Annotated in this window: 16 protein-coding genes and 1 pseudogene; 9 read left to right on the top strand and 8 right to left on the bottom strand. The window is 68.9% G+C overall.

Features of this window, described 5'->3' with window-relative positions:
* Positions 1-24: 24 nt before the first annotated feature.
* A complete protein-coding gene (locus ACFORO_RS19930; RefSeq protein WP_377871704.1) occupies positions 25-168 on the bottom strand; it encodes a hypothetical protein in 144 nt (47 codons plus the stop codon).
* A 137-nt stretch (positions 169-305) separates the two neighbouring features.
* Between ACFORO_RS19930 and ACFORO_RS19925 the strand changes: the two are divergent.
* A pseudogene (locus ACFORO_RS19925) lies at positions 306-926 on the top strand (TetR/AcrR family transcriptional regulator); the annotation flags it as partial.
* A 53-nt stretch (positions 927-979) separates the two neighbouring features.
* Here the strand turns inward: ACFORO_RS19925 and ACFORO_RS19920 are convergent.
* Positions 980-1819 carry a helix-turn-helix domain-containing protein gene (locus tag ACFORO_RS19920; protein WP_377871705.1) on the bottom strand — a complete coding sequence of 280 codons (840 nt, stop codon included), beginning with the start codon at positions 1817-1819 and terminating at the stop codon, positions 980-982.
* Positions 1820-1992: 173 nt separating this feature from the next.
* On the opposite strand from ACFORO_RS19920, the gene ACFORO_RS19915 reads away from it, so the two are divergent.
* The 3 genes from ACFORO_RS19915 (at position 1993) to ACFORO_RS19905 (ending at position 3638) form a co-directional block, all read left to right on the top strand.
* Positions 1993-2475 (top strand): nuclear transport factor 2 family protein, encoded by a 483-nt coding sequence (locus tag ACFORO_RS19915; RefSeq protein ID WP_377871706.1) that lies wholly within the window; start codon positions 1993-1995, stop codon positions 2473-2475.
* Positions 2472-2873: a nuclear transport factor 2 family protein gene (locus ACFORO_RS19910; RefSeq protein ID WP_377871707.1), complete on the top strand. Its 402-nt coding sequence runs from the start codon at positions 2472-2474 to the stop codon at positions 2871-2873. The genes ACFORO_RS19915 and ACFORO_RS19910 overlap by 4 nt, the downstream gene beginning before the upstream one ends.
* Positions 2874-3023: 150 nt before the next feature.
* On the top strand, positions 3024-3638 hold the full coding sequence (locus ACFORO_RS19905) for an NAD(P)-dependent oxidoreductase (protein ID WP_377871709.1): 615 nt from the start codon (positions 3024-3026) through the stop codon (positions 3636-3638).
* Between the two features lie 324 nt (positions 3639-3962).
* Here ACFORO_RS19905 and ACFORO_RS19900 read toward each other — a convergent pair whose 3' ends face one another.
* Together ACFORO_RS19900 and ACFORO_RS19895 are read right to left on the bottom strand one after the other, a co-directional pair.
* Positions 3963-4256, bottom strand: coding sequence for a hypothetical protein (locus tag ACFORO_RS19900; RefSeq protein ID WP_377871710.1), 294 nt, complete (start codon positions 4254-4256; stop codon positions 3963-3965).
* Positions 4257-4605: 349 nt separating this feature from the next.
* Positions 4606-6270: a DUF6461 domain-containing protein gene (locus tag ACFORO_RS19895; protein WP_377871711.1), complete on the bottom strand. Its 1665-nt coding sequence runs from the start codon at positions 6268-6270 to the stop codon at positions 4606-4608.
* Positions 6271-7236: 966 nt separating this feature from the next.
* Here ACFORO_RS19895 and ACFORO_RS19890 point away from each other — a divergent pair.
* Complete coding sequence (locus tag ACFORO_RS19890; RefSeq protein ID WP_377871712.1) at positions 7237-7644, top strand: hypothetical protein; 408 nt, start codon at positions 7237-7239, stop codon at positions 7642-7644.
* A gap of 152 nt (positions 7645-7796) precedes the next feature.
* Here ACFORO_RS19890 and ACFORO_RS19885 read toward each other — a convergent pair whose 3' ends face one another.
* The 4 genes from ACFORO_RS19885 to ACFORO_RS19870 all read right to left on the bottom strand — a co-directional run bounded on the left by ACFORO_RS19885 (position 7797) and on the right by ACFORO_RS19870 (position 10036).
* Positions 7797-8276 carry a hypothetical protein gene (locus ACFORO_RS19885; protein WP_377871713.1) on the bottom strand — a complete coding sequence of 160 codons (480 nt, stop codon included), beginning with the start codon at positions 8274-8276 and terminating at the stop codon, positions 7797-7799.
* A complete protein-coding gene (locus tag ACFORO_RS19880; protein ID WP_377871714.1) occupies positions 8269-8997 on the bottom strand; it encodes a hypothetical protein in 729 nt (242 codons plus the stop codon). Before ACFORO_RS19880 ends, ACFORO_RS19885 begins: the two co-directional genes overlap by 8 nt.
* A gap of 87 nt (positions 8998-9084) precedes the next feature.
* On the bottom strand, positions 9085-9504 hold the full coding sequence (locus tag ACFORO_RS19875; protein ID WP_377871715.1) for an MmcQ/YjbR family DNA-binding protein: 420 nt from the start codon (positions 9502-9504) through the stop codon (positions 9085-9087).
* Positions 9505-9865: 361 nt separating this feature from the next.
* Positions 9866-10036: a hypothetical protein gene (locus tag ACFORO_RS19870; protein ID WP_377871716.1), complete on the bottom strand. Its 171-nt coding sequence runs from the start codon at positions 10034-10036 to the stop codon at positions 9866-9868.
* 295 nt (positions 10037-10331) lie between these two features.
* On the opposite strand from ACFORO_RS19870, the gene ACFORO_RS19865 reads away from it, so the two are divergent.
* From ACFORO_RS19865 to ACFORO_RS19850, 4 genes are all read left to right on the top strand, one after another.
* Positions 10332-11573: an MFS transporter gene (locus tag ACFORO_RS19865; protein ID WP_377871717.1), complete on the top strand. Its 1242-nt coding sequence runs from the start codon at positions 10332-10334 to the stop codon at positions 11571-11573.
* A gap of 830 nt (positions 11574-12403) precedes the next feature.
* Positions 12404-12835, top strand: coding sequence for a nitroreductase family deazaflavin-dependent oxidoreductase (locus ACFORO_RS19860; protein WP_377871718.1), 432 nt, complete (start codon positions 12404-12406; stop codon positions 12833-12835).
* 331 nt (positions 12836-13166) lie between these two features.
* Complete coding sequence (locus ACFORO_RS19855; RefSeq protein ID WP_377871719.1) at positions 13167-13625, top strand: DUF2690 domain-containing protein; 459 nt, start codon at positions 13167-13169, stop codon at positions 13623-13625.
* Positions 13626-14238: 613 nt separating this feature from the next.
* On the top strand, positions 14239-18666 hold the full coding sequence (locus ACFORO_RS19850) for a golvesin C-terminal-like domain-containing protein (protein WP_377871720.1): 4428 nt from the start codon (positions 14239-14241) through the stop codon (positions 18664-18666).
* The last annotated feature ends 271 nt before the right edge of the window (positions 18667-18937 follow it).

Genomic DNA, 18937 nt, shown 5'->3' with positions numbered 1-18937 from the left:
CGGAGCCACGTCGAGGAATCGCGGTCATGCGGACAGGCCCAGCCATTCCCCGGCAGCCAGCACGTGTGCGCGGCGTCCGGCGCGGGCCCGGAACTCGCGTTCCGGGCCGGTGACCTCGACGCGGCCGGCGATCTTGCCCGCTGCATCGCGTCCTAGCGCATCGGGCACCGTGTACCGGACGTCGAGGATCTCCGCCGCCGCGGCAGCCTGCCTCGGGTCCCGTACGACGGCAGGAACGCCGCGTCGAACGGGCTGAACCGGCGCGCGATGAGCCGCCCGCAGCCGCGGAACATCGTGTCGCCGCCGTGGAAAACCCGCCGCCCGTCGGCCTGCACCGCCCAGTTCGGCCGCCAATCGCCCAACCCGTCGACGACGGGGAGGCGTCCACGACCTCGGCTGTCTGCCGTCGCACCCTCATCCCGCACTTCTTGGTCCCGGTGGACGCCGCCAACTTTAGCGTACGGGCGTTCACTAAACAATGGCGAACGGCCGTGCGCTATTCCCGTCGCAGGTCGCCACGGCGGTCAGCGGTCGAAGCGCCGGAGACCAGGGGCCGAGTCCTCGGCCCGCTCGCCGAGGAGCCGGGGGTGAGCAAGTCCGGAGTGCACAAGCACTCCGGACCCAAGGAGACGCTGCAGATCTCCACAGTGGACAAAGCGTTCGCGGACTTCTGGCACCGGGTAGCCGAGCCCGCACGGGCCGAGCCGCCAGGTCTGCGGCGGCTGCGCGCGGCGTGCGACAACTCCGTGGACTACCTGGAAACGCCCTTGCTGCCCGGCGGCTGTCTGATGACCGCGGCGCTCACCGAATACGACGGCCGTTCTGGCCGGGTCCGCGACGCGGTGGCCGAGGCGTGGTCACGCTGGCGGGAACAATTGCGGGCAGGCCTGGCCGCGGCAGTGGCTGCCTGGCGGATCCGCCTGGCAGTCGAGCCGGCCGCCAGGCCTTGGGCCGTCTGGCCATTGCCGACCACCGCTTGCTACTGGCCGGAGTGCGCGCTGCGGGTGTCCGGCGGAAACTCGGTCAGCGAAGGGGCGTCGGCCGAGCCCGGGTCTGCCGTGAACACCACCGCCCTCAGGTCGCCGTCGGGAATGTGGACGGTGTCGCAGTCCAGTGCGATCTGCCCCAGCTCCTCATGCTGCAGCAGCATCCGGCTGTCGTGCTGCCCGGCGGTGGGCGTGCTCGCCCAGAGCTCGGCGAACACGGTGCTGGCGCGCTGGAGGTCGGCGGTCAAAGACGCCAGGTCTTCGTCCGCGGGGTAGCGGGCCGAGGCCGCGTGCAGCTCGGCCACCAGCAGGCGCCGGAAGCGCGCGTCGTCGCCCGGCGACCGCAGCACCTGGCCGCCCTGGCCGACGAACACCCGCCAGGGGATGTTGCCCTCGCGCGGGTGGAGCGAGGGCGCGCCGCAGGCCAGCGCTTCCCAAGCCCGGTTCCAGCCGACGACCGTCCACGTGGCGTCGAGCACGCACACCGGCGTGCTCTCTACCCGGTCCACGAGCCTGCGCGCGCCGTCACTGAGCTGCCGTGGCACCCGCCCTTCTACCGGCGCGTAACCGGCCAGCGTGCACAGGTGCTCGTACTCCGCCCTGCTCACCCGGAGTGCCCGGGCCAAGGCGTTCAACACGCCGGGCGAGGGATGCCGACGACCCTGCTCCATGCGTTTCAGGTGATCCGTCGACACGCCGGCCAATTCGGCGAGCTCTTCCCGGCGCAGGCCGCCCGTGCGCCTGCGACCGTGACCGACGACGCCCACCTGTTCGGGTCGGGTGCGTTCGCGTCGCTCCCGCAACACCGTTCCCAAAGTGCTCGCGTCCGACATGACCGAAGGATATCAGCGGCATCCGGCAGGAGGGGACATCCTGGCCCCTGCTGCGGCGGCCGAAACCCGGAAGAATGCTCATCAGGAGGGCGGAGAAAGCGCACGCGAATCTGTGTTGACACGCGCCCCTTTCTCGGTGTTTCACCGATCGTTTTCTCGATGAAGGAATTTTCATGACTGATGTCAACCGCCTCGCCGACCGGGTCGCTGTCGCCGAGACCGTGGCCCGTTTCGCTTGGTCACAGGATCTCAAGGACTGGGAGGGTCTGCGTGCGATCCTCGCCGACACCGTCACGATGGACGTCTCCGAGCACCTGGGCGCGCCGTCGCGAGAATTGAGTGCCGATGATTTCGTGGCCACCAGCCGGGCGGTGCTGGAAGGGTTCCAGAGTACTCACCATTCGACCTCCAACGTCGTCGTCGAGCTTGAGGGCGACCACGCTGCCTACCGGAGTTTCGTGGTGGCCTACCACCACGTTCCCGCCGACGAGGTCGACTGGCTCGTCGTGCGCGCTTTCTGGCACATCGACCTGCGGCGGGTCGATAATGAATGGCGGCTGAGGCGCGTCCGCGTCGTGCGGAAAGCCCCATTCGCGGGCAACCCCGAGCTTTACGCGATCGCCAAGGCGTCCGCGGACAAGGCGGTCGAGAAGTGAGTTCATCGACCGACGAAGTGCGCGCCGTTCCGTTTCGAATGGCCGCGGCGATGTCCGATCGCGACGTCGAAAAGCTGGTGGCCAACTACACCGACGACTTCGACTGCGTGATGCCGGTGCATCCTGATCGCTCCTTCCGCGGCGCCGACCAGGTTCGCGCGAATTACACGAGGATCTTCGCCCGGTATTCACACGGCCTGGACGCCCGGGTCGTCGACTCCGTGGTGGACGGTGACCGGGTGTGGACGGAGTGGGAGATGATCGGCACGCGGGCCGACGGGGTCGTCGAGACCATCCGCGGCACTGTCATCATCCGGGTCGAGGACGGCCGCGCCGGAGCGGTCCGCTTCTACCTCGACCCGGTCGACGCCCCGGCACAGCCGAACATCCTCGGCTGAGATCCGGCTCGGCAGATCGCGCGCGTAAACCTGGTCGTGCGTCTCGCCGGAGGGAGGGCGCAGGGCCGGAAGCGGCGGACAAACCGGCTCCCGCGCGGCGGCGCGCGAACTGGAACCCTCATTCGCATTGACCCCTAGGAGCAGATTTTCATGCACCTCACCGTTCTCGCCGCGTCCGGCCCGACCGGACTCTCCCTCACCCGGCAGGCACTCGAACGCGGCCACATCGTCAGGGCCATCGCCCGCGATCCGGACCGGATCACCGTTCCGGACGCCCCGGGGCTGACCAAGATCGTCGCGGACGTATTCCACGCTGACGAGATCGACTCGGCGCTCGAAGGCAGTGAACTGGTGCTGTCCGGACTGGGTGTGCCCAAGGGGACGAAGCCGGGCGTGCTGACCGCGGGCGCCCGGTCGGCGGTGGCGTCAGGCGCCCGCGTCATTTGGCTGGGCGCTTACGGCACGGGCCCCTCGGCCGCGGCGGCAAGCGCGCTCAACCGGCTGGTCCTCAAAGGACTCGGAGCGGAGGTCGCCGACAAGGTCGAGTCGGACGCCGTGGTCACCGAAGCGGGCGGGACGGTTTTCCACGCCGGACCCCTGTCGAACAAACCGATCAGCCCGGACCGGCGCACCGTCGGGCTCGATGCGTCCCCCAAGAGCATCTTCCGCATCATGGTGAGCCGGGACACTGTTGCCGCCGCGATGCTCGACGAAGCGGAGAACCCGCGGTTCCCCGGCCGGATCGCTGTCCCGCTCATGCGCTGACATGAAGGCCCCTTGGGCGGCTCGCCGCGGGATTCGCAGACCCAAGGTGGCGGGGCGGTCACCCGGGGAGGCTGTCCCCGTCGGCGACGAGGTCGCCCCCCTCATCCAACTGCCGTTGCAGTACTAGGGCGTGTGTGACAGAGCGTGGATCCATGCTGTCGGATCGCGGGACGAGTACGCCTTGTCGCCGCGTACCGCATCCGGTCTCGTGCGCGATCACCTGACGTTACGGCGTGATCAGCGGCAGCCCGCTGCAGCCGATCCCGTGATCAGGCGGCTCGAACGTCGGATTCGCTCGCCCGGGATCCGGCCCGTGGCTTCGGATCAGGTCCGCTTGCGGCTCGCGATCTTGTCAGAGAGCTGCCGCACGTGGGCGGGGTCCGCGTCCCGGGCAAGGGAGACGTAGCGGTCCTTCACGGCCGGTCGGTAGCGCACGGGCAACGTCTGCCCTGGGGCGAGGCGGGCGAGCTCGGTGATCGTGAGGCCTGCGTCCGCGATACCGCGGAACGAGATCCCGTCGGCGGTCTCCACGTCGAACATCGGGACCACACGCGGATTGCTGTTGACCTCCCGCCAGTCGACGTCCAGATTGTCGAGCTTCTTCTTCCGACCGAACATCCTGGCCCCTCCCTCACACCAGTGCCGAAATCCCGGCCCGATGAAATCGCCGTCCGCGGTCGCGGACCGGCTCGGCCAGGGACCGAACAAACTGCGCCAACGTCGTCGCGCCGACTCGGATCCGCGCGGTGACAGCAAAGATCGGCCTGATGCCCTCTCCGGGCGACAGATGACGGTTGGCATCAAAACAGGCGAGAGTTAGGACACGGCACCGACTTCCCGCGTTCCGTCGAACGCTGACTAGCGGTTGCGACCGAGAACCTCCGCCCATGCCGGTGAGCGGACATCACACGGACAAGCGGAGCGGGACGCAGGCAGGTTCGGTGGCGTCGGCGGCGGGGTTCGGCGGTTACCCCCGCAGGACGTAGGCCTGGTCGGTCGCGTAGATCGCGGCCAGGTTGTCCGCGGTGATGCCGCGACCGGCGAAGCGGGCGATCGCTGTCAGGCCCTTCGCGTTGCGGTGCCGGAAGTCGTCGAAGTCCAGGTCCTCACAGTGCGGCGCGCCGGGGTCATGACCCGGATGGCCCGCGTACAACAACTGCCCGCGCTCGGCGAGGGCGAGTTGGAAGTTGGCGTTGACGTTCCAGTACAGGCTCGCGGCCTTTCCGTTGCGAGACAGCGCGGTCAGCCTGTCACGGTCGGAGCCTTGGAAGCCGTTCTCCTCGACGGCCAGCACCACGTCGTCCACCTCGAGCACGGCCAGCAGCGGCACATACCCTGGGTAGCTGAGCCGTTCCCACGCGGGCCGCTCGACGATCGACGTGATCGACACCGGTGCGGCTGGGTCGCCGCCGAGGGTGCTGACCACCTCCTCCGGCGTGAGACCGCGCACGACGGTGATCGTGGCGGCTTCGCCGAGTGAGCTTTTCTCGATCCACCGGTGCTCGGCGTCGGGTGCGATCACCAGAGGGGGTTCAGGTTCCCCACGCAGCCGATGACCGAGCCGGTCCGTCTTCTTGTGCACGACGTCGGGTGCGGCCGGCGCCTGCCACATGACCAGGTGATAAGAGTCCTCGGCATCGTCGCGGCCGGTCGCCTGCACGCGGACTCGATAGTCGCCCGGCCACGGCGGCGTTTCCCAACACCGGCGGCCGTACCCGGATGCGTTCCCGGACAAGACGGCACCGCCCTCCGACGCGGTCCAACTGATCTCGACGACCTCGTCCCAGCCGGTGAGGTCGAGTTCCTCGGGCGGTCCGGTCAGCACGTGCATCGATATCGGCACGTGGCCGTCGGCCACGCCCGTCCGGATCACCACGCAGTCTTCCACGGCGGCGACCAGGCCGTTGCCGGAGAAATCGGCGTTCGCGGGAACCGAACCTTCGGTGATCCAGAACCGGTGGTCCGTGACCGCGGCCGACGTCGAGGAAGACTGCGGCAGCAGGTATTCAGCGCGCCGCTTGGTCAGCACGGCCGCCGTGTAGCCAAGCGGCTTGGGCACCGTCGGCAACACGATCGCCGCAGCACCCAGCGCCACACCGACGATCGCGGGCGTCGCACCGGCCACCGCGGTGCCCAACGAGCGCAGCACCGCGGTCGACACGATCACGGCCAGAGCGAAATGCGCGGCACCGTGCTGCGCGGCGATCTCCGCTTCATCACCGGCCGCATCCGGCACAGCCGCCTTGTCCCGCAACGCTTCGAACAGCTCCACCACGCGGTCAGCCGCACCGGGGTGTACCTGTTCGACGATGGCCACAGCCTGCTTCGCGGCGCACTGCTCATCGCCCATCCACACTGTGACGTACCGCGTGACGGTCGACTGAGCCAGTCCGGACACAAGATCGTGCGGGATGTCCACGGCCAACCGGTCGACAGTCAGTTCCAGCGCACCCAGCAGCCGTTCAGAAAGCACGTCGCCGACCTCGTCCAGCGCCGCTTGGACCCTCGTCCCGTGCCGCGAATAACCCTTCGGCTCCCACCGGCCAAGGCGACCAGCGGGCTCTTTGGGCACGCGCGCGACAAAGTCCGGCAGCACAGCCGACACGACCGGCTCGAAATCCTCGATCCCCACCACACGATAATGCCAGCGCGTCGAACCCGTCCCCCTGCGCCGCCTACTGATTGCGACATCGGCAAGCCTCACGCAGCGACCACTCGCGGCCCGGCTGATGCGCCCCGGAACGTCCTCTCATGCCGCTGTTCGTGGCGTGGCAGCTAAGCCTGTCGCCGCGGTGCACGGGATCTTCAGCAGCGCGCTCGGCGGCCTCGGAGGCGGCACCGCCCAGAAGACCGTCGGCCTCAACCCCTACGACGACATCCTCGGCATAGCCTCGAAAGCCTGCGACGGAGTCGAGCACTGCGCACTCACCCACGACCCAGGACGACCAACCCCCAGATGCACGCCGAACCCCACGACAACCGCGCACACCGCAAGGCCGGCGAGGCGTCTCCCTGTATCTCTCCCCCACATCGGTGCCTCCGCAACCGGAACGTCCGAGGCGGCAGGACCGGCTTACTGCCGCCGCCCTCGACTTGCGTTTTCTCTTCCGGGCGCGGCCCGGAGCCGGTCGCCTCGCGCCGACCGGGAATCTGCGCTCTGCCAGGGCGGGCTCACCCAGCGAGGACGGCATCTTTCCCGGTGCCGAGGCCACCAAGGATCATGCACGCTCGCCGCGCTTCGAGGCCGCGCGCACGCGGGCCGGGCACATCGGCGACGAAACGCTTCAGCCGAAAGGCAGACTGCTGTCGATGTGCACCGCCTCGCCGGAGATCGAGGTGGCAATGCCGGACGCAAGGAACACCGCGAGCCCTGCAAACGGCCAGAACTTCGCAGTCGCTCATTCCGCCGCATCAGAACCGCGCACCGTTCGGCACCGAGCTTCGTTCAGCAGAGGTGGCCCGCCAGACAAGCTCGTCAGAAGGCCTGGCGCTCCCGTTCGAGTGGATCGGCGGCGCACCGCTCGCCGCGGGAGACACGGCGCGCAAGCATGGGAAACCGGATCGGCAAGGGGCGCGAACCGGGAGTCATGGAGGAATTGTGAAGACAACGAAGTATGCGGCTGTCGCCGCGACGGGGCTGGCGCTGATCGCGAGCGCCGTCGCCACGACACCGGCCGCCGCCGAGCCGAGCGGCCGCATCGTGCTCACGAACACCGAAAACGGTCGATCCGTGCATGCGAAAATCGGGGACACCATCGAGGTCCGGCTCACCGGCTACCGCGACAGCGGGGTCACCTACTCCTGGAGCATCCCCCAATCCGCCGAGCCGCAGGTCCTTCACCGGGTCGCGGGTGCGGCCAAACCGGACGGCGGCGCCTCGGCGGTCTTCCACGCCGAGCAGGAAGGCACCGTCACCCTCTCCGCCGCACGGGCATGCTATCCCGGCGCGGGCCACGGCTGCCCACACGTCGTCACGCCGTGGAAGGCCACCGCGACCGTCAAGTGACCAGGCGCGACGAAAGCCGGGGCCAGCCAACGGAACGCCACCATCGACCTTTCCCGACGGACCGCTCGACGCGTCATCCACAGAGACCTTCGACATGCCAGGGCAGGGTCCGTCCATCCGCAGCGTGTCGTAGTCGCGCAACGTCGCCAGGCTCACGGCGTGCTCCCGACTGGCTGCGCTTTGGCCAGCACCGCGGTGACTGTGTCGGGGGTTGCGCAGGCAAGGCACCCGGCCAGTCGTCGCGCGCATGCCGATGGCGGGTCTGCGTGCCGGGCGGTGATGCCCGCGCCGAACTGTGCTTCCTTCGGTCCTGACGTCGTCGGCCAGACCGTGACCCCGGTACGGACCAGCATCTCGTGCTGTCGTCCGGCGAAGCTGATTCCGTTGCGCCGGAACATGGTCAGGACTCGGCGGGAGACCTGCTGCGGCGGCATGCGCAGGTACTGCCGATGACCGCGGGCCCGCAGCCGGATGTCGAAGTTCTGGCCCTCGATGCGCCAGGACGGCTCCGCGTGCTCGTCGGGCCGCGCGAGCCGGTGGACGTCGGCGATCTCCAAAGAGTCGCGCAGCGGGCCGAGTTGCCCGGTAACGTTGCCCGACCCGTGAACGCGCCCTATCTGGCGCCTAGCCACCGAAGGCTCCGGACGTCCGGTAAATCGGTTGTGGCAACGGCGACTGGTCGTGACAGCGTGAACCGAACGCGGCTGTTCGCGAGTTGTGGCTCTGGCACCTCGGACGCAGGTAGGCGCTGACAGCGCCGCGGCCGCCGGTGCAGTCCTGGGCGGCGATTTTCTTCCACAACGGCGTGACATTCGTGGAACCGCTGGTCCATCGTTCGTGCAAGTAGGTTTTGAAGCCATCGAGCTTGGTTGGCCGGTTCTGCCACTGGCCGGTGAACAGTTCCTCCGGCGTGAGGGCGCGGGCGTAGCGGGCGGCGGGCTTTCCGCCCATGCCCCACTGCCGGGCGATCGCGCGTTGGCTGTGGCCGGCGGCAAGCAACTCGTGTACGGCAGTGTGCCTGGTGCGGCTGCGGTCGGCGAAGCGGTGCCCGGTAGACGTCAGCACGCCAGCCAGGCTGTTCACCGTGGTCTGGAACGACATCTGCACCGACAGGTACGTCGCCTGCGCCACCCGGTTGTTGGGCAGCTGCAGCGAACCCTCGCCGTTGAACCAGCTCGACGCGCTCGGCGACACCGTGGTGAACGCGCCGTTCTCCACGCGCAGATTCGCGCTGACCTCGTCGACCGCGGTCGACCGGCTCGAGCCCCGGTTCAGCCGCCAGTACGCATACGGCTGCGCGTCCGGTACCGTCGAGCGGTAGTGCGCTGCCGCCGGTGCAGCAAGAGAATTCAATGCCGGGCTGAAATTCTGGTCGGCGAAGACGTTGTGGCAGTGGGAGTCGCGTGGTTGCCGGACATGCGTCCGACGTGCTCTCGCGGATCAGCCGGTGGCCGGCGGGCTGATGACGCGGGCGGCGAGGAACTTCGGGGCCATCTCGCAGTAGCTGTCGGTGATGAGCTCGGCGATCTCGGTCCAGTCGGTGTGGTCACCGAGGACCGCGGCGAGGACGTTGTCCCCCCAGGGCGCGCGGAAGAACGGGAACCCGCCGGCAGTCAGGCCGAACAGGTCCTCGATGGGCACCCGAACCGTCAATACCGTAGGCGCCTCGCCGTCGACCGTGTGCGAGGCGTAGACCGCGGCCCGGTCCGCGTCCGGGGTGTAGACATGGGCGACCGTCCGGGTTCGGATCCGCCAGCGGACACCGATCCAGGACGGTTCCTCGTACGCCTCGGGAAGCTCCCGGCAGATCCGGCGCAGCCGGTCCAGGATCTCCGGTGGCACATCTCCAGGGCTCGGCATGACCCGACAATAGCGGGCGCTCGCCTGCGCGATTCCCCAAACCAGGGACGATCGAGCGCAGGCAGAAACAAAGGCCCACAGGAACCCGGCCCCGGCGAGCCGGTCGTTCTTCTCGACAAGTCGGGTGGCCGAGACGCTGCGCTCGGGTGACCGGTGCGGATCCGGCGCGAGCATCGAGCGCACGGACGTCGGCGAATCCCGCGCGGGCTGCGGTCTGCATCATCGACGGCCTGCTGCGCAACGACTCCGACATCCGACCGGAGGATCAGCCAGCGGCAGTGCCAGGGCGGCTACCGCCGCATCCGGTTCTGATCTCCCCGACCCACCGGTATCGAAGGTTTCCTCGGCAGGCCGCCGGGGCTTACGAGGCAGGCGGGTGCTCGGCTCGTCGGGCGCGGAGGGCGTCGGCGTCGGGGTGGTGCAGGTCGTCCAGGACGAGCAGGGCCTGACGCCAGCAGCGGTGTGCGGCGCGAGTGTCCCCCGCGGCCTGGTGTGTGTCGCCGAGCCGGATGAACTGGACCACCATCCTCATCGTCCCATTCCACTGGCTCGTTCACTGGGTACCCTTCCGTAAGCTGGCAGCCACCCGACTCACGCCGTCACGGGGAACGGGTGTGTTACGGGTCGGTCCTGTGCTCCGCTTCCCACAGGACAGAACGGACACCACATGCGCCCGACTCGCCGACTGGCCATGCCGTTGTAATGCTGACCGCACGCCGCGGATGATCGGTCGCTCTTGGTATCTGCGGCCGAGGTCGAGCACGCTGTGGGTGGATTTCGACGCCCCGAATGCCGGTCCCGCACGTACGCCACTGGGGAGATTCATAGTGACAGCGTCGTCCAGTACAGCGGAGAAAACCCTGCTTCCCCGCATCTTTCACGTCTGGCTGGGCGGTGCTCTGGTGTCGCAGCTCGGCGACGCCGCTTTGTACTTCGCATTGGGGTGGGCGGCCTCGGCTCACGGCGGTTTGGCTGCCGGATGGGTTCTGTCGGCGGTCGCGCTGCCGCGGACGATTCTGCTCCTGCTCGGCGGCGCCGTCGGCGATCGGCTCGGAGCCCGACAGGTCATGATCATCGGTGATGCCGTGATGCTGGTCGTCGCCGTGACACTGGCTGTCGTCTCGGGGGCAGCTGGAGCGCCGTTGGTCATTCTCGTGATAGCCGCTCTCATAGTCGGCACGAACGACGCCTTCTACCTGCCCTCGTCCGGATCGATGCCCCGCCGGCTCGTCGAGCCCGAACTGCTCCCGCGGGCAGTCGCGCTTCGCCAGAGCGGAACGCAGGTGATTAGTCTGGTCGGTGCTCCTGTCGGCGGTGCGTTGGTGGCATTCGCCGGGCTCTCCGCAGCGGCATGGGCCGACGCGATCACCTTCGCTGTGGTGCTGGTCGTGCTGGTTATGGTGCGTCCGCCGTTCACCCCGCCGTCGCCCGCGCAGCGCAAGCACATCCTGCGCGAGGTGTGGGAAGGGATCCAGGTCGCAGTCAGGACCCCTGGACTGGGACCCGTACTGTTGCTCGTCGCGGGCGCGGCAGGATTCGTGCTGCCTTTTGCCGCTCTGCTGATCCCGCTGCTGGCGCGCGAGCACGGATGGGGTTCGACCGGCGCGGGATTTGTGGTCGGAGCCCAGAGCACAGGCACGATCGTCGTAACCCTGATCATCAGTCGCCGCGGGATCTTCGCCCGCCCCGGCATTGTTGCCGCGCTCGCGCTGGCAGTGGTCGCCGTGGGCGAACTGGCGGTCGGCCTCGCGCCGGCGCTGCCCATGGCCATCACGGGCGCGACAGGCGTCGGCGCAGCGAGCGGCATGTTCGTCAGCCACCTCAGCCCGCTGCTCCTCAGCGCCGCTCCCGAGACGCATCTCGCTCGCGTCCAGGCAATCCTCTCGGTGATCCAGAGCGTGACCCTGTTGGCCACCAACAACATCATCGGCTCGGTTGCCCACGCGCTCGGACCTCGAGCCGGGACCCTCCTGTGCACAGCCGCGCTGCTCATCTGCGCCGCGGCCGGACTCTTCAGCCGCCCCATCCGCAGAATCTCTCGACCGGCCGGCCGAGCTGTGCATTCTTGATGGTTTACCTGGTCTGGGGGCTCGGGTGGTGGAGCGAGGTCTGACCGCAGCGCATCATTGTGTCTAGACGAGGGAATTCCGCCCGACACCTCCCCTCGAGCCGGGCGGGCCTTCTCCCGCTGCTGCATGTGTGCCGAAGGCCGGACCTGCCGGCGACACCGAGGAACGTCTCGTCGCCCGGACGGGCTTATCGCGAGAGCAACCAACTCTGCCGACACACTCCGCGACGCATGCAGCCGATCGCTCCTGGCGGTCGCGGCCCGGCGATCCTGTGCACGCATCCTGGATGCGCGTCACAGTCCAGTGTTGGTGAACGGCGCTGCCAAGCCTGCGTTCTGCGCACGTGTCAGCCGAATCGCCAGGGACGAATGTCAGACGGTCGTCTTCTGCCGCTTCTGATCCGTCGTTCCGGATTCCCTCTGCGTCCCCTCCTGCGGGCCTGACGCGCTCGGGCTGGGGCGGCTGTCGGAATCCTGTCAGCATCTCGGAAACCTGCTCGTTGACCCCCAGGGCGGCCGGGACATCCTCCACACCAGCAGCGTGAAATGGGGCTTTCAGGTGCGGCAGCAACGTCGGCACGATGCAGGTTCACATGTTGACGACTTCGCCCTTGGCCAAGCGTCCGGGTACCAGGGGATGTCCAGGTGGACCGCGTGAAGCCGGAGTTTTCCCTCCTGCGACGCGATTTTTTCTGCTGGCGGTGTCGGTGTTGGTATTGCTTGTGGTTCAGGTGTCGAAGCGGCAGTCGACAAGTTGCCCGCGGTTCCGGCCGTCTTTCCGTGCGGCGTGCGAGCCGGAATGAGTGCTGCGCAAAGAGCGTTGGGCGGGGCATGACGGACAAGACCGCAGAGCTGAGTCCCACTGACTGGGTACAGGACCAGACGAAGAGGATCCTCGAGACCGGGACCACCGAGGGCGTCGAGATGCGCGGGGCACCGGTGGTGCTGCTGACGTTGCGCGGCGCGAAGACGGGCAAGCTGCGCTACACGCCGGTGATGCGCGTCGAGCACGACGGCAGGTACGCGGTCGTGGGGTCCAAAGGCGGTGCCCCCGAGCATCCCGCCTGGTACTACAACATCAAGGCGCACCCCGAGTTCACGTTGCAGGACGGGACCGTCACGAAGACCTACGTGGCGCGCGAGGTCGACGGCGCCGAGCGGACCGAGTGGTGGGAACGGGCCGTCGCGGCGTACCCGCGCTACGCGGAGACCCAGGCGATGACCGACCGGCAGGTCCCGGTATTCGTGCTCGACCCGAAGTGACAGCCCCTGCGTGCCCTGGGCTCACACCCGCGGCACGCAGGTGTCATTCGGGCAACAACCTGAGGTTCCCCCAGGACCCGGTCACGATGAGCACCCCCCGGCTGACCTCGCACTAGGACAAATCTAGGACGACCAGCGGACCCGCGTCGACAGAGTTCCCGCAACAGGTTGAACCGAAGCCCCGAGGCGGGCCGGGCGTACACCCGCGAAGCCCCCAACACCGATGTTCGTACACCGGCATGGGCACCGAGCGAGTGCCGAGCACGGACAAGCTGACGGGCGAGTGGTGATCGTCGAAGCGGGGCGCAGTCCCCGCGAGGAGGGAGAATCAATGAGCGACGAAGGACAGCGACGCCCGATGGCTGGAACGGGCCGCAGGGTGGTGTCAGCGGCGCTGGCGGCGCTCGCCGTCGCCGGCGTGTACACGGCGGCCGGGCCGCTCGGGTCCGCGTCCGCGTCTCCGTCTGCGCGCTGCCACGGGTCGGGCTGCACCGGCAAGGACCCGGAGGCGCAGGGTTGTGCCGCGGACGCGCGCACCGACCAGACCATCCAGCTGGACGCCCAACTCTACGCCTACCTCCGATTCTCGCCCGCGTGCGACGCCGCGTGGGTGAAGACCGTGTCGTGGTCGCCGGAAAAGCCCATCCAGGGAACGGTTTACGGCGAGCGGTGGGGCCGGGGTGGCCAGGTGATCGTGGAGTGCACGCAGTCGACAGGATACTTGGCGGGTGGCACGCAGTGGTCACGGATGTGCGGCGGCGACCCGATGCACGAAATCACTGCCCGGTAGTAGTAGCCCCATCCCTGCTGTGGGCCCGAAACGGGATTTCCCACTATGCGGCGCTGGCAAATCCCTCCTGGTGCGGAACGGAAGCAGGAGGGATTGCCGACAGCGTGATGTCGGCAGCTCAAGCTCAGAGACCTGCGGGGTGATTGTGGTGGCGCGAGGCTTATCCGGAAGGGCGCCGCTGGTGGTCGTCTTCGCGGTGGTCGCCGCCGCGGTCCCAGCCGGATCAGGCAACCGCCGCGCCGCGTGCTGATCAACGAGCCGGGTGCACCGCCCCGGCGAGATCGCGGCGCGCCCCGGCGGCTGCGTGCTGGACCTGACGGACCTCACGCCCGGCGATCTGGACGTGCGGCGGCCCGAGAACGCCGAACCTGATGTTCCGCCAAGAACTTCGTCACGATGACCGCCCCGGGCCGACCTCGCGCCAGGACAGATGCAGGACGACCGGTGGGAGCGTGTCGACCGAGTTCCCGCAGCCGGTCGAACCGAGGCCCCGGCGTACATACGCGGGACCCCCAGCACCGATGTCCGCACACCGGCGCGGAAGCCGAGGGCCTGGCTGTCCTGCCGCTCGGCTCGTCGGCATCACCCTCATGACGGCGAAGGAGAGGACCGCATGCGATCCCTGCGTGGACGACGGCCCGCCGCAGCCGTCGGCGTGGCCCTGATAGGCCTCGTATGCGCGGTTTCCGGCGCACCGGACGCGAGCGCGAGTACCGCGTCGGCACCTACTGCCGTGCACGGCGTCCGGCGGGCCGCTGGAGGGGTCGCGGAGCCGGACGACAAGCTCGGCCCGAATTGGCGAACCTCCGACGACCGTGCCGTGACGACGGCCGCTGACCGCGACGGCTTGCATGTGCTGATCGCCGACAGCAAAGACGCCTACACGTGGCGGACCGCCGCCGTGGTGGCCGAGCCGGGCGTCCCCGCCGACACCTGGATCGGAAACCAGTGCCTCCTCGACCCTTCCCACGCGGCGGTGGTGTACGCCCCTCGCACCTTCGCCAATCATCAGGACCTCATGCTGGGCGGGGCATTCGCCGCCGTCGTCGACCTCGACACAGGCACCGTCGCCAAACTGCCCTTCACCGCGTCCCTCGCCTACTTCGACCCCTCCTGCAACCCGGCCACCCGCACCGCTGCCTTCACCGCGTTCCGCGACGGCAAGACGCGACTGATCACGGTTGACTCCACCGGCCGCACGGCGGCCGACACCACCGTGACCGGACAGGTGACTTCCGCGGTCCCCGTCGCCGACGGCGCCGTAGCCGCCCTGAACCACTACGTGGTCCACATCAGCCGGTCCGGCGCCACGCGGAATCTGGCCGCTGCCGACAGCGTGCCTTTCGACATCCGCCCCGCCGCCGACGGCACGATCGCCTTCCTCGACCGCACGCACACCACCGCGCACGCCAAAACCCTGCGCAGCGGCACGATCTCCACCCTCGCCACCGGCAGCCTCGCCGACCTGTCCTTGCGGCAGGCCGGGACCAGCAGCGTATTCCTGACCGGACATCCCACGGGTGCGGTGCACACCGAAGGCACCGGCGTCACACGCATCGACGCTGCCGCCGACACGGACGTGTCCACTAAAGGGCTCCTGGCCGTGGACCCGGTGCTGTCCCCCGCTGTCCGCGCCGGCCTGTCCCGCATCGCCGACGCCGGCCGCCACTTCAGCGGGGCCGAACCGGCCGCCGAACGCGCCCCTGCCGAGGACGACGGGCAACTGATGCTCACCGCCACGGCGACCGCCACCAGACAGAAGGTCACCGAAACCGTGGCCGCCCCCGCCGTGCCCACCGGCACGAACCAGTCCCCCGCCTTGACCGACGCCGGCGGCGCCTCCCAGCCGCACAGCGCCCGCACCGGCGCAGCGGACACCATCGACCACGACCCCGTCGACACCGACCGCTGGTGCTCGGTACCGCGCAACGACATCAACACTCAGGCCCTGCAGCCCACGCCCAATCAGGTCGAGTGGGCCGTCGACATGGCCGTACGCGGCGATTTGACCGCCAACTGGATCGCCCAGGGAGGCTGGCGCACCCAGATCGGGCTTGCCGCCGTCGACCCGCAGGCCTTGTTCCCGGTGCCGGCCCTGACCGGCGGCGGCCGTATCCCGGCCCAGGTCGAACTCGGCGTCCTCGCCCAGGAATCCAACCTCTGGCAGGCCGAATCCGGTGCGATCCCCGGCCAGATGGGCAGCCCGCTGGCATCGACGGCCGGCTTCTACGGCCACAGCGGGCCGGCGCCGAACGACTACTGGAAGATCGACTGGAGCAAGTCCGACTGCGGTTACGGCGTGGGCCAGATCACCGACGGCATGCGGATGGCCGGCCACGAAAAGCCGGGCGAGACCGCCTTGGCCCCCACCGTGCAACGGGCCGTCGCACTGGACTACACCGTCAACGTGGCCGCGTCGCTGCGGATCCTCGCGGACAAATGGAACGAGATCCACACCAGCGGCCAGACCGTCACGGTCAACAACGACGACCCCGCCAAACCGGAGAACTGGTTCGCCGCGGTGTGGAACTACAACCTCGGCTTCAACCGGCCCGGCGGCGCCCCGGGCATTCCGTGGGGCCTTGGCTGGTACAACAACCCCGCCAACCCCATCTATCCGCCCTCCCGCCAGGCGTTCATGGACACCACCCTCGACTCGAACGCCAACCACGACGCCGCGCACCCGCAGGACTGGCCCTACGAGGAGAAGGTGATGGGCTGGGCGGCCTGGTCCATCGACACCGGCCACTCGTACGGCACCTCCGGGCGTCAGGACTGGCCAGGCGACAGCGGTTTCTCCTCCGCCGGGTTCCAGCCCTCCTGGTGGCTCAGCGACAAGGACCGCAGCGCCGTCAAACCCCCGCTCGACACGTTCTGCACCGCCGACAACGCCTGCGACATCGCCAACCCGCCGCCGTGCGAGATCCAGCACACCGAGGGCTGCGACCAACTTCACTGGTGGCACAACGAGAAGACCGTCTGGAAACCCGGCTGCGCCGACACCTGCGGCCACGAGAGCATCAAGTACCAGACCCTGCGCGCCGAACCGGGCCGCGGCTACCGCCTCCAGTACGGCACACCCGACTGCACCGCGCCGCCCGCCGGGTCGCTCGTCGTGCACTCCGTCCCGGCCGGCACCAACAGCTGGAGCGACTGCGGCATCATCTCCTCCCAGGGCACCTTCCAGTTCACCTTCTCTCCCGACACCATGGGCCGGTACGACGCCAAGGGCGACCTCCACCAGATCGGAGGCGGCTACCAGGGCCACTTCTGGTACGCCCACGCCCGCGACAAGGCCAGTCTGGGCGGCGTCGGCGGGCGCATGACCGTGCTCGGCCAATGGAAGCTGAACACACCCTTGCCCCAGCCCCAAGGCGAGGTGTTCGTCCACGTCCCCGACACCGGAGCCCGGGCAGTCCAGGCCGTCTACCAGATCGACACCGCCTACGGCCCCGTCAAGAAGACGATCAACCAGCTCGCCAACGCATCCGGCAAGTGGGCCTCCCTCGGCGCCTACCGCTTCAACGCCGCCACGCCCGCGGTCAGCCTGTCCAACACCGTCACCACAGGCAACGCCGACGACGACATCGCCTGGGACGCGGTCGCCTTCGTCCCCGGAGACTACGGGCTCCCCGACGGCCCGGCGATCGACCTGACGCTTCCCGACGCCCGCCCCGCCAACCCCGATCCGGACCTGAAGCTCCAGGCGCCGGACACCCGGGTCACCCCGCCGCTGCCGCACGGCACCAACGTGGCACACGCCTCCGCCGCCCCGCCGTCGCCGCGCTGCGGACCGGTGCGCGGCGGCCGCCGGATCTGCGTCGACCTGGCCCCGCCCGCGGACACCGCCAACCCCCAGCCCGCGCCGCCGCCGAACGACAACGGCGACTGGTGCCACCCAGGCGACCCCGGGATGATGGACACCCGGCGCGTCCAGTGCTCGAACAAGATCCTTCTCATCGGCCTGATCGACGCGAAGACGAACGCGGTCATCGCAACGGCGGAGTACCGCTTCACCCGGGAACTGGTTCTGTCCGACGCGTCTGCCTTCGCGGAATACCTGACGGTCAAAGCGATCTCCGTTCCGCCCGCCATGGCCGAGATCAGCTTGTCCGTCCAGCACCTGTGCAGCTCCGGATGCACACCCGGCGCCGGCGCGACATGGACCAGCCCCCCGATCTGGATACCCGGCGACAGCCACACGGCCGAACTCACCACCGGGTACTCCTGGGACAACACAACGGCAAAAGCGGTCCACTCCTTCACCCCGGATTTCCGGCTCGAAGCCAACGTCGTTGCCGCCACCGGGAATCCGACCCTCCCGATACCCCCCGTCCAATGGAGCCAGTGGGGCCACGCTCCTCCGACGCCGCTCGACGAAGTCCGCTGCGACACCGTCGCCAACGCCACCGGCGGCTGCGTCTTCCCGAACTATGCCCCGACGTTCACCTTCAACGCGGGCAAGTACCCGCAGGCGGCCGCGCACGCCTGGCTGGTCCAGAGCCAGTTGAACAATCACCCGGGCAGCCATGACCTGGGCAAGCCGCTCTACTACCTGCCGGGCGGACGGGGCGGCGACACGGACGGAGAAGGCGGCAAAACCAACAGAGCCGTCATCTGTGGCGAGGCCGGATGGGCGGCGGCCAATGGGGACCGCGCTGTGCTGAGCGACGCCAAAGACACCCTCAGCTGTGACGAGTTCGCGGGCAACGCCACGTACAACAGCGGTGGAATGCCCGCCGAAGAGGACGGACTCAACCCGGTGTTCTCCGGCAGCGAATGCCTGCAGACATACGCGACGAAGGTGGACGCGACCATCCACCTCCGCAACATCGGCGGCTACGCACCCCAATGGACCGAGGTGTGCGGACGCTCGTCCATCTCCGGGAACCAGAACACCGGCTCGATGAACAGGTTCGGCGGATTCGCCAAGAACATGCGACTGCTGGACCGCGACGCATACTGGCTGGATCCCCAGATGTCCGCGCAGTGCAACCGGAACGGCAGATCGCTCCGCTGCGCCATGGTCGCCGCCCAGTGACCGGCAGCGCCCCGCGGTTCACGCTCCCGCGAGGACCCGACCGGACGGCGCCGGGGAGACCCGTGTCCCCTCCACGACCGGCCCGGTCGGTGCGTCGACGAAATTCCACAGGCGCGGCCGCCCGGTGTCCATCGCGCACGCAGGAATCGAAGAACGCGAACGCTGTGTGCTCAGCGTCCAGCATCACCGCCGACACCTTCCCACGGCATCGGACCGCCTCGCGCGGCGGTCCGATGCCATAGCCCCGAAGGACCGCAAGCCCCTCCGCGGC

The sequence above is a fragment of the Amycolatopsis halotolerans genome (assembly GCF_042647905.1).
Classification (GTDB): Bacteria; Actinomycetota; Actinomycetes; order Mycobacteriales; family Pseudonocardiaceae; genus Amycolatopsis; species Amycolatopsis halotolerans.
The sequence above is the reverse complement of the archived record's forward strand: the minus strand, read 5'-3'. Positions and strand labels throughout refer to the sequence as shown.

Coding starts and splice junctions, on each gene's coding strand:
- ACFORO_RS19920 (WP_377871705.1), bottom strand. CDS start 1,819: ATGTCGGACGCGAGCACTTTGGGAACGGTGTTGCGGGAGCGACGCGAA.
- ACFORO_RS19915 (WP_377871706.1), top strand. CDS start 1,993: ATGACTGATGTCAACCGCCTCGCCGACCGGGTCGCTGTCGCCGAGACC.
- ACFORO_RS19905 (WP_377871709.1), top strand. CDS start 3,024: ATGCACCTCACCGTTCTCGCCGCGTCCGGCCCGACCGGACTCTCCCTC.
- ACFORO_RS19900 (WP_377871710.1), bottom strand. CDS start 4,256: ATGTTCGGTCGGAAGAAGAAGCTCGACAATCTGGACGTCGACTGGCGG.
- ACFORO_RS19875 (WP_377871715.1), bottom strand. CDS start 9,504: ATGCCGAGCCCTGGAGATGTGCCACCGGAGATCCTGGACCGGCTGCGC.
- ACFORO_RS19870 (WP_377871716.1), bottom strand. CDS start 10,036: ATGAGGATGGTGGTCCAGTTCATCCGGCTCGGCGACACACACCAGGCC.
- ACFORO_RS19860 (WP_377871718.1), top strand. CDS start 12,404: ATGACGGACAAGACCGCAGAGCTGAGTCCCACTGACTGGGTACAGGAC.
- ACFORO_RS19855 (WP_377871719.1), top strand. CDS start 13,167: ATGAGCGACGAAGGACAGCGACGCCCGATGGCTGGAACGGGCCGCAGG.
- ACFORO_RS19850 (WP_377871720.1), top strand. CDS start 14,239: ATGCGATCCCTGCGTGGACGACGGCCCGCCGCAGCCGTCGGCGTGGCC.